The 16200-nt window shown below is 48.3% G+C and carries 12 protein-coding genes; all 12 read right to left on the reverse strand.

Translation table 11 applies throughout. The annotated features are described in order from the left end of the window. Position 1: 1 nt before the first annotated feature. The 12 genes from KTG14_RS01260 to truB all read right to left on the reverse strand — a co-directional run bounded on the left by KTG14_RS01260 (position 2) and on the right by truB (position 16121). A complete protein-coding gene (locus KTG14_RS01260) occupies positions 2-1051 on the reverse strand; it encodes an ABC transporter permease (protein ID WP_216968652.1) in 1050 nt (349 codons plus the stop codon). Next, complete coding sequence (locus tag KTG14_RS01265) at positions 1041-2582, reverse strand: ABC transporter ATP-binding protein (RefSeq protein WP_216968654.1); 1542 nt, start codon at positions 2580-2582, stop codon at positions 1041-1043. The genes KTG14_RS01260 and KTG14_RS01265 overlap by 11 nt, the downstream gene beginning before the upstream one ends. A 166-nt stretch (positions 2583-2748) precedes the next feature. Then, complete coding sequence (locus KTG14_RS01270; RefSeq protein WP_216968656.1) at positions 2749-3828, reverse strand: BMP family lipoprotein; 1080 nt, start codon at positions 3826-3828, stop codon at positions 2749-2751. 46 nt (positions 3829-3874) lie between these two features. Next, entirely contained in the window at positions 3875-4603 is a 729-nt protein-coding gene (locus KTG14_RS01275) for a GntR family transcriptional regulator (protein ID WP_216968658.1), read from the reverse strand. A 176-nt stretch (positions 4604-4779) separates the two neighbouring features. Further along, positions 4780-7197 carry an FtsK/SpoIIIE family DNA translocase gene (locus KTG14_RS01280; RefSeq protein ID WP_216968660.1) on the reverse strand — a complete coding sequence of 806 codons (2418 nt, stop codon included), beginning with the start codon at positions 7195-7197 and terminating at the stop codon, positions 4780-4782. 77 nt (positions 7198-7274) lie between these two features. Further along, entirely contained in the window at positions 7275-8942 is a 1668-nt protein-coding gene (locus tag KTG14_RS01285; RefSeq protein WP_216968663.1) for a ribonuclease J, read from the reverse strand. 250 nt (positions 8943-9192) lie between these two features. Beyond that, positions 9193-10203, reverse strand: a complete 1011-nt coding sequence (locus KTG14_RS01290) for an aspartate-semialdehyde dehydrogenase (RefSeq protein ID WP_254177932.1) — start codon at positions 10201-10203, stop codon at positions 9193-9195. A 106-nt stretch (positions 10204-10309) separates the two neighbouring features. Continuing rightward, a complete protein-coding gene (locus tag KTG14_RS01295) occupies positions 10310-11521 on the reverse strand; it encodes a M16 family metallopeptidase (RefSeq protein ID WP_216968673.1) in 1212 nt (403 codons plus the stop codon). A gap of 74 nt (positions 11522-11595) precedes the next feature. Beyond that, a complete protein-coding gene (gene pnp / locus KTG14_RS01300) occupies positions 11596-13704 on the reverse strand; it encodes a polyribonucleotide nucleotidyltransferase (protein WP_068462809.1) in 2109 nt (702 codons plus the stop codon). 140 nt (positions 13705-13844) lie between these two features. Beyond that, the gene (gene rpsO / locus KTG14_RS01305; protein WP_068462811.1) at positions 13845-14114 is read right to left on the reverse strand and encodes a 30S ribosomal protein S15; all 270 of its coding nucleotides are present in this window, start codon (positions 14112-14114) and stop codon (positions 13845-13847) included. 134 nt (positions 14115-14248) lie between these two features. After that, positions 14249-15190 (reverse strand): riboflavin biosynthesis protein RibF, encoded by a 942-nt coding sequence (gene ribF / locus KTG14_RS01310; RefSeq protein ID WP_216968675.1) that lies wholly within the window; start codon positions 15188-15190, stop codon positions 14249-14251. 1 nt (position 15191) lies between these two features. Next, positions 15192-16121, reverse strand: a complete 930-nt coding sequence (gene truB, locus KTG14_RS01315) for a tRNA pseudouridine(55) synthase TruB (RefSeq protein WP_216968677.1) — start codon at positions 16119-16121, stop codon at positions 15192-15194. Between the last annotated feature and the right edge of the window lie 79 nt (positions 16122-16200).

Here is a 16200-nt window from a genome sequence, read left to right on the forward strand (position 1 = left end):
ATCACTTCGCCTCCTTCTTTTTGCCAGCCGCTCGGAGCAGCAGCAAACGAATGATATAGCCGGATGCTACGAAGAAGATGATCACGGCGATGACAATTTCAACGATCTCAATTGGAATGCCTGCAGCATTCGGCATATTGAGTGCGCCGTATTTCAAGGAACCGAATAATGTAGCCCCGAAAATGACACCAAGCGGCGTATTCATCCCCAGAAGCGCAACGGCGATGCCGTCAAATCCGATTCCAGTGAAACCACCTTTTGACGAAACATACTCGAATGTCCCCAGAGCTTCCATCGCGCCCGCAAGGCCTGCAAATGCTCCGGAAATGACCATCGCCATGATGATATTTTTATTGACGTTCATTCCAGCATATTCAGAAGCATGCTGGTTGAAACCGACCGCTTTCAGCTCGAAGCCAAGCGTTGTCTTCTCCAGGATAAACCACATAACACCGACCATAATCAGTGCAAGCAGCAACCCAAGATGCAGACGGGAAAATTCCGTCAAGTTCTCTAAGAATTCGGAACGAAGGGAAGCACTGGCGAAAATCCGCTCCGTGCGGTCTCCCCCCTCAGACACCGTTCGGATTAAGGCATTGGTAACGTGAAGCGCAATATAGTTCATCATGATGGTGACGATAACTTCATGTACACGGAACTTGGCTTTCAATAGCCCCGGAACAAAGCCCCATAAAGCTCCAGCGACAGCCGCAGCAAGAATCGCCAGCGGCAAATGAATGATTTTCGGCAGTTCAACCGCTACGCCAACATAAGCTGCAGCGAACCAACCGACGATCAATTGTCCTTCTACTCCAATGTTAAAGAGCCCTGAGCGGAAAGCGAATGCTACCGCTAGACCGGCCAATAAATAAGGTGTAATTTGGCGAAGTGTTTCGCCGATGGTGTAAAGGTCTCCAAAAATACCGTTCCATAATGCAGCATAGCCTTCGATTGGGCTATAACCGCTGACGAGCATGATAATCGCGCCTACGATCAGGCCGAGCACGACGGAAACGATCGGGACCAGCAAGTTTGTCGCTCTATTCGACACGGTGCTTCCCGCCTTTCTTGTCTTTATCCGCATGTCCTGCCATGAGAAGACCCAGTTGTTGTTCAGTCGTTTCTTCAGGAATGACCACGTCGACGATTTCACCGTCGTGAATGACGGCTATGCGATCAGAGACGTTCATGACTTCATCCAATTCAAATGAAATCAATAGGACCGCTTTGCCGTTATCGCGTTGTTCAATTAGACGGCTATGGATAAATTCGATAGCCCCTACATCCAAACCGCGCGTTGGGAGCGCCGCAATGAGCAAGTCTGGATTGCGGTCGACTTCACGGCCGATGATTGCTTTTTGCTGATTGCCCCCAGACAACGCGCGCGCTGGCTCATGTGGGCCTTGAGTACGCACATCAAAATCCTTGATGATCTGCTGGGCTTTTTCCGTAATTTTGTTATAATCCATGATTCCGGACTTCGAGATCGGCGCTGTATAGTAAGTTTGCAATGCGATATTGTGGCCGATCGGAAAATCAAGTACCAAGCCGTGCTTATGTCGGTCTTGCGGAATATGGCCGACGCCGGATTCCGTCACTTTGCGCGGTTTCATCCCGGTGACGTCTTTGCCATGAATCCACACTTTCCCGCTTTTGACTTTGCGCAGGCCCGTGATGGCTTCAATCAATTCTGATTGGCCATTGCCGTCGATTCCCGCAATTCCGACAATTTCGCCTTTACGAACAGTAAGATTCAAGTTTTTCACCTTGGCGATGCCGCGGTAATCCTCGACAACGAGATCTTTGACAGACAAGATCTCCTCTGTTGGATATGCTGGGCCTTTTTCGGTCTTGAAGGTAACTTGGCGACCGACCATTAAGGCTGCCAAATCATTCGGATTGGTTTCCGATGTCGTCACCGTCCCTATGCCTTGTCCCTTGCGGATGACTGTCACGCGGTCTGAAACATCCATGATTTCTTTTAATTTGTGGGTGATCAAAATGATCGACTTGCCTTCTGCAATTAAACGCTTCATAATCTGGATCAATTCCGTGATCTCCTGAGGCGTCAGTGAAGCTGTCGGCTCATCGAATATCAGAATTTCTGCGCCGCGGTAAAGTGTTTTCAAAATTTCCACGCGCTGCTGCATGCCGACTGAAATGTCTTCGATGATGGCATATGGGTCGACATTCAAGCCATATTGCTCTGATAATTTCGCCACTTTTTGTGCCGCATCTTTCTTGTTGGTGACGCCCATTTTAGTCGGCTCGCTGCCGAGTATAATGTTTTCGGTGACGCTGAAATTCTCGACCAGCATAAAGTGTTGATGTACCATGCCAATGCCGAGATCGTTCGCTACGTTCGGGTTGGAAATATCCACTTTCTTCCCTCTGACCCGGATTTCGCCGCCTTCCGGTTGATACAATCCAAACAAGACGTTCATCAAGGTGGATTTTCCTGCCCCGTTTTCACCGAGCAGTGCATGAATCTCCCCTTTTTCAAGCTGCAAGGTGATATTGTCGTTGGCGACAAAGTTCCCGAACTCTTTGCGGATATTCAGCATTTCAATAACATATTCCACGGTTTTCACTCCCTCGGAGACTGGTTGTTTCTTAATGTAATGAATTAATACATGAAAGGCTTCTTTTAGCAGAAACCTTTCATCTATTAATCTTTCGAAAAATAGACGAAAAAAAATCATAAAGACCGGATACCCGGTCTTTATGATGACCGTATTTGACTACAGCTTATTCAGAAACTGTTTCAGGAACTTCAATGTCCCCAGAAATTACTTGTTCTTTGTATTCTTCGATCTGGCTCATGACATCTTCAGGAATCGCGCCACGAGAATCTGCAAGGGCTACTCCATCGTCAGACAAACCATAAGTAACCGTTTCCCCGCCTGGGAATTCCCCGTTCATCGCTTGTTCAGAAATGTTGATAACCGCTGTATCTACACGTTTCAAAACTGAAGTCAATGTAACGTTTACATCGCCAGCTTGTCCTTCTTCGTATTGGTCAGCATCAACGCCGATAACCCATACTTTTTCATCAGGGTTAGCTTCGATGCGCTCTTTTGCTTCAGTGAATACGCCGTTACCCGTTCCGCCTGCTGCGTGGAAGATGATATCTGCCCCAGCACTGTACATGCGGTTAGCAGTTGTTTTACCCAATTCTGCTTTATCAAAAGCACCTGTATATTGAACATCGACTTCGATTGTATCGTCAACAGCTTTTACCCCTTCAAGGAAGCCGGCTTCAAAGCGTTCGATAACCGGAATCTCCATGCCGCCGACAAAACCGATTTTATCGGTTTCTGTCATCAATGCTGCAGCAACCCCTGCAAGGAATGCCCCTTCTTGCTCTTTGAACAAGACGCTTGCAACATTTGGAGCATCAACTACCGCATCGATGATGGCGATTTGTGCGTCAGGCTGCTGTTCAGCGATTTCTTTGACAGCGCCTTCCATCAAGAAGCCAATCCCGAAGACCACATCGAAATCACGGCGGATTAAGTTATTCAAGTTGGTGTTGTAATCAGCGTCAGAAGCAGACTGGAGGTAATCGAACCCGCCGTCGCCTTTTTCAAGGCCATTTTCTTCACCGAATTGCTGAACGCCTTCCCATGCAGATTGGTTGAAGGATTTGTCATCGACGCCTCCGACATCCGTAACCATCGCTACAGAGAAATCGCTTGCTTCTTCAGTGCCTTCTCCGCCTTCAGCAGAGTCGCCGCCGTTCGAAGTATCTTCTTCGCTGCCGCATGCTGCAAGAACTCCAGCCGCCAGCATTAATGATAAACCTACGCCAAATTTACGTTTAATCAATGTGATAACCCCCAAGGTTTTTTTGATAATAGCAGGAATCAGATGTTTACAGACGTTTGCGAACTACGTGGAAACTGAACTTGTCAGCCCGGAAATAGTTCTTGGAATACAGCACCAGGCGATCGTTTTCATCGTAATGATGCTGTTTTAAGACAAGTAATGCGGTTTCTGGATCGCATTCGAGGATCGGTGACGCTTCTTCGTGATACCCTGTTGGGTCGATGAAGGTGACCGCATACGAGATGCGGATATCGCCGGATTCTTCAAGCGCCGAGAAGATAGAACTTTCTTTGCGTCCGAGAAAACCTTCGGGCATGAAGACGGAAGGCACTTTGTCGATGCAATAGACGACAGGCTCCCCATTCGCCGTTCGGACGCGTTCAATGGAAATGACAGTATCATCCGGATTGCAATGAAAGCGGTTAACATCTTCTTCAGAACAAACGGACTCCGAAGTGCTCAAGTAGACCACTCCGGGTTCCATTCCCGCCTGCCGGATCATATCGGAGACGCTTGTCAATTCCTCTATGCCCGATGAAAATACCGGTTTCGAATTGACAAACGTTCCGACACCGTGGCGCCTGACGATTACATTATCTTCTTCCAGAAGCCGCAGCGCCTCGCGTAGAGTCGCACGGCTCACTCCAAGTGATTTCGATAATTCGAACTCGGATGGCAATTTCTCTTTCTCTTTATAGACACCCGAAGCAATATCTTGCTTCATTCGATCGATCACTTGGAGATACAATGCACGGTGATCCGATTTGATTGTCATATGATTCACCACCCATGACAGAGATCAGACATCTGATGTAAAACATTCCTACTAATCAGAATTACTATACCATTTAATAGAAATGAAATAAATAGCAATTTGTCGAATTCTGCGAATTTTCCTCCACAAGCTTTCTCAAATACTAAACATTTTGTCACAAATCAGCTATTGACCAATCAGTATTCTTCCTGCTTAGGAACCAGGACATGGCGCGGCTTACTACCTTCATATGGTCCGACGACCCCGCGCTGCTCCATTTGGTCTATGATTCGGGCGGCACGGGAATAGCCGACACGGAACCTGCGCTGCAGCATCGACACAGATGCCGTCTGCATTTCTGTGACCAATTGCACCGCTTCGTCATAAAGTTCGTCTGTTTCCTGGTCGATGCTTACTTCTTCCACATCTGATGGGATCATATCTTCCTGGTATTGCGCTTTTTGCTGTTCGATTGAAAAGTCGACGATTTTTTCCACTTCGGTATCCAACAGGAACGCCCCTTGCACGCGCACCGGTTTGGATTGTCCGGCACCGAGGAACAGCATATCGCCGCGGCCGAGCAATTTCTCTGCCCCGCCCATGTCGAGAATGGTGCGTGAATCGATTGCGGATGACACTGCAAATGCGATGCGCGATGGGATATTCGCCTTGATAACGCCGGTGATGACATTGACGCTCGGGCGCTGTGTAGCGATGATCAAATGGATGCCGGCAGCACGCGCCATTTGCGCAAGCCGCGTGATGGCATCTTCCACTTCGTTGGACGCGACCATCATCAAATCCGCCAATTCATCGACGATGACAACAATAAACGGCAGCTTCGGATGCTTTTCTTCGTTTTCTGCGTTGAATGTGTCGACATAATCGTTATAGCCTTCGATATTGCGTGTACCGGTATGGGAAAACAGCTCATAGCGCCGCTCCATTTCCGAGACGATTTTCTTTAAGGCTTGGGCCGCTTTCCGTGGGTCTGTCACTACTGGTGCGAGTAGATGGGGAATGCCATTGTAGACATTCAGCTCGACCATTTTCGGGTCAATCATCATCATCTTCACTTCATGCGGCTTGGCGCGCATGATAATGCTCGTGATAATGCCGTTGATGCATACCGATTTCCCGCTGCCTGTAGAACCCGCAACGAGCAGATGGGGCATTTTATTGAGTTCGGTCATGACCGCTTGGCCCGTGACGTCGCGGCCGAGACCGAACAATAATTTCGAGTCGGGCCGGTTGTTTTCTTCCGATTCTAGTACTTCCCGAAGGCTCACGACTGCGACTTCGGTATTCGGCACTTCAATGCCGATCGCCGATTTTCCAGGAATCGGTGCTTCAATGCGGATATCGCGAGCAGCAAGCGCCAATGCTAAGTCGTCGTGAAGGCTGACAATTTTGCTGACTTTCACGCCGACATCCGGCAGTACTTCATATTTCGTCACGGCAGGACCTAGATGAACTTGCGTCACTTTCGCGCGAACACCGAAGCTTTGGAAGGTTTTCTCGAGTTTCTTGGCATTTTTTTGAATGCCCGAATATTCCCCACTTTGGTCACTATGCGGCGGCAAGGTCAATAAATCGATCGGCGGCAAGGCATAATCTTCGTTTTCCGCTTCCTCTTTCATCGACATGACCGGCTCCTTCAAAATCTCCCCCGTTTCTGGGTCAACATGCCTGATTTCTTCGGAAGCCTCGGTTTTCGGTTTTTCCTTCTCTACATCCTGGCGCTTCGGTTTGACCTTTTCTGTAAATGCCGAAATGATCGGCTCTTTTTCCGCTTCCTCTTCCGGCTCCCGGTTTGTTTCCTGATCAAAGACCAGTGTAGTCTCCGATTCTTCAAGTGTGTCGTCATAAGCCAATTGTTCGTTCATTTCCAATACCTTTTCAGGTGCATTTTTTCTGCGCGGCTGTTTCTTCGCCGGTTTGCGTTCCGGCTTGAAGCGTTCTACGAGTGACCGCATCGCTTCGCCGACAATCGGCAAGCGCTCTGCAATAACTGGCGCAGCCGTTTTGCCTGTCAAGATGATGGCACCGATCGACAGCAAGATGATGGCAATCACCCAAGTCCCCGCAGTGGCGAACAGGATGTGGAGCAGCGCATACAACACCGCGCCGAAAAAGCCGCCTCCTGTCGCTTCATAATTGCCCCAGATCGTTCCCGTCATTTGCGTCATTTTAGAAGTTTCCGACATGACATTCGCAGAAGTAATCGGCAGGATCGAGCCAGCTGACCAGATTAAATGGCTGATCAATAAGGCACCGGCAAGGAGAAATAGTGAGCCGGCTGCAATTTTCGCGCGGATTTTCGGCAACCCACGTTTGACCATGATGTGAAGTGCGGCTGCAATCAAGGCCAGTGGTGCGAGAAAGGCCAAATAACCGAGCAGGTATTCAGCCATATTGTTGAACATGCGGCCGATCAAGCCGAGCCGGAAGACCATTAAGATCGCGATGCCGATCATAATGAGCCCCGTTACTTCATAAGCGATCATCGGCACCGGCTGGCGTTTTTTCTTGGCTCTTGGTTTAGCTTTTGGCTTGGTGCGTGGTTTGGTCCGCGGCTTAGCGCTTGGTTTTTTATTGGTCCGGCTTGGCGCCATAAGATTCCCTCTTTTCTTACGTAATGAAAAAGGATTCCTGCCGATAACATCGGTATGGAATCCCTTTACTTGTATTCTTAGTATTCCATGATGATCGGAATGATCATCGGACGTCGCTTCGTTTGCTGGTACAGATAAGAATTCAGCGTATCGCGGATTTCCTGTTTGATGTTGTTCCATTCGAATGCATCGCGCATCACGTATTTATCGACGACTTTGCGCACCAATTGACTCGACTCATCAAGCAATTGTTCCGATTCGCGAACGTAGACAAACCCTCTGGAAATGATCTCAGGCCCTGAAGCAATACGTTTCTCTTTGCGGTTCAAAGTAACGACAATGATGAAAATTCCATCTTGCGACAATAGTTTGCGGTCACGGAGGACGATATTTCCGACATCCCCGATACCAATTCCATCGATCAAGACATTGCCCGTCGTAACACGGCCGCTCATACGGACTTTTTCTTTTCGATATTCGACGATATCGCCTTTATCGGCAATGAAGATATCCGATTTAGCGATTCCAACCTGTTGAGCTAATTTTGAATGGGCGATGAGCATTTTGTATTCCCCTTGGATTGGGACAAAATACTTCGGCTTCATCAAATTCAGCATCATCTTTAAATCTTCCTGGCTGCCGTGCCCGGAGACGTGGACTTTCTTGTTCGATGTCAGTACTTTCGCGCCGGCTTTTGCCAATTTGTTCATTGTCTGAAACATTGGTACTTCCATGCCTGGTGACGGCGTGAACGTGATCAACACCGTGTCGGTTTCGTTGATACGCACGTCTTTATGCTGGCGTTTAACCATTTTGTCGAGCGCTTCGAGCGGTTCACCTTGGTTGCCCGTCACGATGATAACAACTTCATCATCATTGTATTTCTCCAGATCTTTCAAGGAAATAACGGTGTCTTCGTCCACTTCCAAGTAACCCAGGCGTAATCCGACTTCATAGCTCTTCTCCAGGCTTTTGCCGATGACGGCAACTTTCTTGCCAGTTTGATGCGCAATGTCGAATACTTGCTGGATACGGATGAAGTTGGATGAATAAAGCGACACAAGAATGCGCCCTGGAGCCTGATGGAATGCCGTCAAAATATGGTCGGCTACTACCGTTTCGGACGTCGTATAGCCTGGACGCTCCGCTTCTGTGGAATCTGATAGCAACATCAAGACGCCATCTTCCCCGAGCTTCGCCATTTTGGCGTAATCCGGGCGGTAGCTGCCCTGCATCGACTGGTCGAACTTGAATTCACCGGTGTGGACGATAGCGCCTTCCGATGTATGGAAGACGATTCCTAGTGCATCCGGGATGCTGTGTGTCGTATGGAAAAAGGTGACGTGTGTCTTGTCGAAATTCATGCGGCTCTTATTGGTAACTTCAAAGAATTTATGGTGCTTAAGCGAACCGAGCTCTTTTACATGTTCTTTGGCAAGCGCGATGGTCAGCTTCGAGCCGTACACCGGCGCTTGGACTTTCTTCAATAGGTATGCAATCGAACCGATCGCATCTTCGTGGCCGTGCGTCAGGAAGATCCCTTTGACACGGTCTTTGTTTTCTTCGAGATATGTGACATCCGGAATGACGATATCGACGCCAAGCATCTCATCTTCTGGGAACATCAAGCCGCTGTCGACGACGAACAGGTCATCGTCGATATCGATAACATACATCGCTTTCCCGATTTCTCCTACTCCGCCAAGCGGAATGACTCTTATGACTTCGTTTTTAATTTTACTCAATTGATTTCCTCCTAAAAATATTTCACCCGTACAGATCCATAGCCTTCATTATACGGTAATCACCGGTAACAGTCCAAAGAAAAAATATTCACGGGTATTTACCTCACATGCCTGACTCAAAACATCCGTTCGTGAAACAAAAAAAGCCACCCGCACACACCAGGAAGCAACAACTTCCAAGCGGCATCGGATAGCCTTAGATTTTACACGCGTATGCCGAACATCCGCAGCAGGATGATGGTCAAATCGCTTACAGCAATTGTTCTTCGATGAGCGCTTCAGCAATTTGAACCGAGTTCAATGCCGCTCCTTTGATCAAATTATCGGAGACAATCCATAAATGATAGCCATTCGGGTTGTCGAGGTCTTTGCGGATACGGCCGACGAACACATCATCTTTCCCAGCCGCCATCAAGGGCATCGGGTATTCCTGATTGGCGGGATTGTCTTGCAGCACGACGCCTGGCGCGCCGTTCAGCGCATCTCTCACTTGCTCGACAGACGGCGTATCATTCAATTCCACATAAACGGATTCGGAGTGGCCTGTCACGACGGGCAATCGCACACAAGTCGCTGCGACCGCCAAGCCTTGGTCGCTCATGATTTTCTTCGTTTCGTTGATCATTTTCATTTCTTCCAGCGTATAGCCGTTGTCCGCGAATTGGTCGATCTGCGGCACTGCATTGAAGGCGATCGGATAATGGCGATCGGCTGATTTTACAGGTAAAACTTTCGCTTCGGCCGTTGCAGCGTTATCAAAATCCGCTGATTGATCTTTTAATTCGTTGATGGCATCGATTCCGGCACCTGACACCGCCTGATACGTGGAAACGATAATTTTTTGCAAGCCGAATTGCTCTTTTAGCGGCTGCAAGGCGCACACCATTTGGATGGTCGAGCAATTCGGGTTGGCAATAACGCCAGAATGGCCTTTTAGCGCTGATTTGTTCACTTCAGGGACGACGAGCGGCACATCTTCATTCATGCGAAATGCGCTCGTATTATCGACTACGACTGCGCCACGTTTCACGGCTTCAGGCGCAAATTTTTCCGAGATGCTGCCACCTGCGCTGAACAGAGCGATGTCCACTCCCTCAAACGATTCTGGCATCGCTTCTTCTACGGTGTACGATTGTCCATTGAACTTGATTTCTTTGCCGGCAGAGCGGGCAGAAGACAGGAATTTAATGTCCCCGACAGGGAAGTTGCGCTTTTCCAGCTGATCCTTCATTTGCTGGCCGACGGCACCGGTTGCGCCCATGATCGCTACATTATAGGTTTTCACTCGACTCTCTCCTTCTTAGCTAATTTGCGTTATTGTAACATAATTTATCGCATCAACGCGACAAATTGCCGCAATTCAGTTTTCATTGGGAACGGATAATGGAGACGGCCGGTGCAGTGGAAGTCAATTGCACCAAATCCATTACGTGTTCATGTTCGACGGAGTCAATCAAGCGAATGATCTCGTCAGCAGATTGGTGTTTGCCGTGAAGCAATTCATATTTCCCGTTGCGGCTCATCCGGGCTCCTGTACTCTCTAGCCCGAGCAGCAAATTGCCTTTTAATTGCTCGCGGGAATCGGAAATTTCCAAGTCGCTGATATCGCCTTCTTGCATGCACTGGAGCGATGTCCGGATCAATTCTTCGACTTCTCCTACTTGATGGTCGGCAGTTCCTCCGTAAATGGCAAGCGTACCATGATCTGAGTATGCGGAGTGGTAAGAATAGACCGAGTAGGCAAGCCCGCGGTCTTCGCGGATTTCCTGGAACAGGCGAGAAGACATTGAGCCGCCGATGATATTGTTCAATACCGCCAGCGCAAACAACTTATCGTCCTGCAGCGCCAACCCTGGATACCCGAGACAAATGTGGGCTTGCTCTGTTTCTTTATACTTAATCGATTGTCCAGCAACGAACGTCGGCATAATATGCGCATTGTCCGGGCGTTTTCGCTCAAACGAACCGAACAGGGTTTCGATTTGGCCAAGCAATCGATCATCTATATGGCCAGCTACGGAAACTACTGTGTTTGATGGCGTGTAATGGCGCTCCATAAAAGCCAAAATCTGCTGTCTTGAGAAGCGGTCCAGCGTTTCGTTGGTGCCTAAGATCGGTGCGCCAATCGCATTATCTGGATACATGACACGCCATAATTGTTCATGGACATCATCGTCCGCCATATCTTCGGTCATGCTGATTTCCTCTTTAACAACGAGCCGTTCTTTATCAATTTCCACAGGGTCCATCACCGAATTGAAAAACATATCGGCCAATACTTCAACCGCGAGTGGCGCATGGTGATCAAGCACTTTAGCATAATAGCATGTATATTCCTTTGAAGTGTAGGCGTTCAAGTCGCCGCCGATGCGGTCGAATTCACGTGCAATATCCTTGGCGCTGCGTTTCTCTGTTCCTTTGAACAACAGATGTTCGATAAAATGCGTGATGCCGTTTTCTTCCGGCCGCTCATCGCGCGATCCCGTATTGACGAATACGCCGACTGCTACGGAACGGAAATGCGGGATGTGTTCAGAAACGATGCGCAAGCCATTTTGGCAAGTATGTGTGGTAACCATTAAAAGCCCTCCTGGATATGAAAAAAATTGCCGGCGAATGCCACCGGCAATTTTCCCATTTTTTATTTAACGTTTTATGCCTTTTCAGCTGCTTCTTTTTCTTCTTTCAAAACCGTTTTGCGGGACAAATTAACGCGTCCTTGACGATCGATTTCGATAACTTTTACTTTCACAACATCGCCCATTTTCAAGACATCTTCCACTTCTTTTGTCCGTTCTTCCTGGATTTCTGAAATGTGGAGAAGGCCGTCTTTGCCTGGGAACAGTTCAACGAATGCGCCGAATTTTTCGATGCGTTTAACGGCGCCCTCGTAATATTCGCCGACTTTTGCTTCGCGCACGATGTTTTCGATCATCGCTTTCGCTTTAGCGTTCATTTCTTCATCAACAGAAGAAATGAAAATCGTACCATCTTGTTCTGTATCGATCTTAACGCCCGTTTCATCGATGATTTTATTGATGACTTTTCCGCCCGGCCCGATGACGTCGCGGATTTTGTCTGGATTGATCTTCACCATGATAATCTTCGGCGCAAATTTGGACAATGTCGTGCGCGGTGTGTTGATTGTCGCAATCATCGACTCCAAAATGTGCAGACGCCCGATTTTCGCTTGTGTTAATGCTTCTTCGAGAATTTCACGGGACAAGCCGTCAATTTTAATATCCATTTGAAGGGCAGTGACACCATCTGCTGTTCCGGCAACTTTAAAGTCCATATCGCCGAGATGGTCTTCCATTCCTTGGATGTCAGACAGAACCGTATAGTTCTCGCCTTTTTTCACAAGGCCCATTGCAATGCCGGCAACCGGTGCTTTAATCGGTACACCCGCGTCCATCATCGCCAAAGTCGAAGCACAGATACTTGCTTGCGATGTTGAACCGTTCGATTCCAACACTTCGGAAACGAGTCGAATCGTATAAGGGAAATCTTTTTCATTTGGAATAACCGCTTCAAGAGCCCGTTCGCCTAGTGCCCCGTGGCCGATTTCGCGACGGCCAGGGCCGCGCAAGAAGCCAGTTTCCCCAACAGAGAATAACGGGAAATTGTAATGGTGCATAAACCGCTTCGTCTCTTCCAAGCCAAGGCCATCGATGATTTGAACATCACCAAGTGCGCCAAGGGTACAGATGCTCATTGCCTGCGTTTGGCCGCGCGTGAAAAGGCCAGAACCGTGAGTACGTGCAAGAACGCCGACTTCAGAAGAAAGTGCGCGGATCTCGGACGGGCCACGGCCGTCTGGACGGATTTTCTCATCCGTGATCAGACGGCGGACTTCATCTTTAACCATTTTATCGAGCACTTGGCCTGCTTGTTTTTTAATATCGTCTTCTGAATCTGCATAGGCTTCAAGCGCACGTTCGCGAACAGCGGCAATGGCTTCATTGCGCGCTTGCTTTTCGTTTACTTGAACAGCTGCATTCATGTCTTGTTCCACAGCTGTTTTCAGTTCAGCCGTCAAGTCCGCATCCAATTCGTATAATTGGACGGCCGATTTCTCTTTAGCCACTTCTGCAGCGATTTCTTCTTGGAAAGCGATCAATTTCTTGATTTCTTCGTGGCCGAACATGATCGCTTCAAGAATAGCCTCTTCAGACACTTCTTTCGCACCGGCTTCTACCATATTGATGGCGTCTTTTGTACCGGCAACCGTCAAGTTGATCGAGCTTTTCTCCAGTTGTTCGCCTGTCGGGTTGATAACGTACTCGCCATCAATCATGCCGACAATGACGCCTGCGATTGGCCCGTCGAATGGAATATCTGAAATCATCAAAGCGAGTGACGATCCAAACATCGCAGCCATTTCAGATGGGCAGTCCTGATCGACTGACATAACCATGGAAATGACTTGTACCTCGTTGCGGAAACCGTCAGGGAATAGCGGACGCAATGGACGGTCAATCAAGCGGCTGATCAAAGTCGCTTTTTCAGACGGGCGCCCTTCGCGTTTGATGAATCCACCCGGGATTTTTCCGACTGCGTATTGGCGCTCTTCATAGTTCACCGTAAGTGGAAAGAAATCCAATGGCTTCGGTGATTTCGATGCGGTTGCAGTAGATAGTACCGCTGTATCGCCGTAACGGATCAATGCCGCTCCGTTCGCTTGTTTAGCCAATTGACCGACTTCGACCTTTAGTTCGCGGCCAGCCCAGTCAAATGAATAAGTCTTTTTTGTTTGCTCCATAGTCGAGCTCCTCTCTTACTGTGTTTCGTTGTAGTATGTATCTTTCAATAGTGTATCAAAAAAGCACATCAAGTGCGATTCAATGATAAGTTTTAAGCATAAAGAAAAAGCGGGACGAATCCCGCTTTCTCTGCTTGCTATTATCGGCGTAGGCCAAGTCTTCCGATTAACTCACGGTAGCGTTGTACATCGTTCTCGCGTAGGTATTTAAGCAAGTTACGACGGCGTCCAACCATTTTGAATAGACCACGACGTGAATGGTGATCTTTCTTGTGGGTACGCAAGTGCTCGTTCAAGTTGTTGATGTCTTCTGTAAGAATGGCGATCTGAATTTCTGGAGAACCAGTATCAGTGTCATGCACTTTGTATTCATTGATCAATTCATTTTTACGTTCTTGAGTGATTGCCATGCTGTTCCACCTCCTAATCTCTGATAGCCCCTATTACCTAGCAAACGTTGGTGATTCGATGTGCCAAGCAATGGTTAGTACGTTCAGTACTTTGATATCATAGCACAGGGATTTCCTGAAATCAACTGTCTGCTTTACACTTCGAAATATTGCTTTGCGGTGTCTTTATCCTGCCCGATTTGGGTTTTCAATTCATCGATGCCGGAAAATTTCTGTTCATCGCGGATACGCTTATGCCATTCAACGACGACTTTCTCACCATAGATTGACTTATCGAAATCCAGGATATGGACTTCAATGACCAGATTTTTGACATCGGGGTTATTGAATGTCGGTTTGTAGCCGACATTGCAGACACCATCGAAATAAGCGCCTTGCACTTCAATCCGCACAGCATAGACGCCGCGCTTCGGAACGAATGTGCCGAGTTCGGGTTCGACGTTCGCCGTCGGAAAGCCAATCGTACGCCCGCGCTTGTCGCCGTTGACAACGGTGCCGGAAATCCGGTAGGGCCTGCCAAGCAGGCGATGGACAGGTTCGACGAGCCCGTCTTTCAATAGATGGCGAATGCGGGTCGAACTGACCTTTTCATTTTCTGCTTCGATTTTGCCAACGGTTGTGACATTATAGCGCCCTTTGCCGGCCGACTCCATCAAGTCCATATCACCGCCGCCTTTAAAGCCGAACGAAAAATCAAAACCTGCTACGACTTCCTTGACGCCCAAGCCATCGATGAAATGTGCGATGAATTGTTCAGGAGATAATTTGGCAAATTCCGAAGTGAAACGGACAATATAGCAAATATCGACGCCCATTTCCTGCAAGATTTCCATTTTTTGCCCAAGAGGCGTGATATAGAAAACTTCTTCTTTGCGGCCGCCAAGTACGAGCGATGGATGCGGGTCGAAGGTCATAACGGCAGATTTCATTCCGCCTGCCTGAGCTTTGTCAATTGCCGTGCCAATTACTTTCTGGTGACCGCGGTGAACGCCGTCAAAAAAGCCGATTGCCATCGACAGCGGGCCGTGTTCTTGTGCTTTCATCTCGTGAGGATAACTCAAGTGAATGATTTTCATACTACACCTCGTCCGTTGGAGGAAATCCAAACATTTTTTCGGGTTTCATTTTGCCCGGCTTTTCCGGATGTCTTTTGTATAATGCTGCCGGTTTGCCTTGATATGTGAAAACGACAAACGGTTCCGTTTTCAAGACCGGATGTTCCTCAAGTACTTGGCCATTTTTGATGCCAAACAGTAAATCCGCTGTGATTTCTTCAAAAGGGAAAGCACTCAAGCCATAGGAAAGAGGCTGCAAAATAGAACCGATATCCCCATTTTGCGCAATTTCCTCCACTTCGGCAAGTGTCACACATTGTTCCTTCGTAAAACTGCCGGATTGCGTGCGTGTTAGCTGGGACATATGAGCTGGATAGCCAAGCGCTTCGCCAATCTGGACAGCGAGTGTCCGGATATAAGTCCCTTTCCCGCAACGGATGCGGATGCGGAAACGGATATTCTGCCCTTCCCAAATATCCCCGTCATCCAATAGGTCAATCGAGTCGATACGTACCGTCCGCACCGGACGCTCTACCGATTCGCCTTTGCGCGCGTATTCATAAAGCTTTCGGCCGTTCACTTTGACTGCGGAATACATCGGCGGGATTTGTTCAATGTCGCCGGTTAGGCTTTGCAATGCATCTTCTAACTGTTTGCGGCTAATTGTTTTGTCGCTCGCATCTTGTTCCACTACTGCACCTTCGGCATCTTCTGTTTCCGTTGAAAAACCAAGCAATACTTCAGCTTCGTATGTTTTTCCTTGATCAGTGATATACTCCGCCACTTTGGTCGATCGCCCTAAGCAAATTGGCAAGACACCGTCTACTTGTGGATCAAGCGTCCCGGTGTGCCCGACCTTTTTTGTTTTCAGGATTTTGCGCAAACGGAAAACGCAATCGTGGGAGGTCATACCCGGTTCTTTCCATAATGGAAGAATTCCATTCGGTTCCATGGCCAATACCCCTTTCTTTATCGGCTGTCACACCGATCGGTACTATGTAGAAAAAAGCCTGCTGTCTAAAAATAGACGG

This window comes from Planococcus sp. CP5-4_YE, from assembly GCF_019042655.1.
Classification (GTDB): domain Bacteria; phylum Bacillota; class Bacilli; order Bacillales_A; family Planococcaceae; genus Planococcus.

Excerpts from the sequence above, each read along its gene's own strand:
- KTG14_RS01275 (WP_216968658.1), bottom strand. The coding sequence starts at position 4,603 with ATGACAATCAAATCGGATCACCGTGCATTGTATCTCCAAGTGATCGAT.
- KTG14_RS01280 (WP_216968660.1), bottom strand. The coding sequence starts at position 7,197 with ATGGCGCCAAGCCGGACCAATAAAAAACCAAGCGCTAAGCCGCGGACC.
- KTG14_RS01290 (WP_254177932.1), bottom strand. The coding sequence starts at position 10,203 with ATGGGCGCAACCGGTGCCGTCGGCCAGCAAATGAAGGATCAGCTGGAA.
- KTG14_RS01295 (WP_216968673.1), bottom strand. The coding sequence starts at position 11,521 with ATGGTTACCACACATACTTGCCAAAATGGCTTGCGCATCGTTTCTGAA.
- pnp (WP_068462809.1), bottom strand. The coding sequence starts at position 13,704 with ATGGAGCAAACAAAAAAGACTTATTCATTTGACTGGGCTGGCCGCGAA.
- rpsO (WP_068462811.1), bottom strand. The coding sequence starts at position 14,114 with ATGGCAATCACTCAAGAACGTAAAAATGAATTGATCAATGAATACAAA.
- ribF (WP_216968675.1), bottom strand. The coding sequence starts at position 15,190 with ATGAAAATCATTCACTTGAGTTATCCTCACGAGATGAAAGCACAAGAA.
- truB (WP_216968677.1), bottom strand. The coding sequence starts at position 16,121 with ATGGAACCGAATGGAATTCTTCCATTATGGAAAGAACCGGGTATGACC.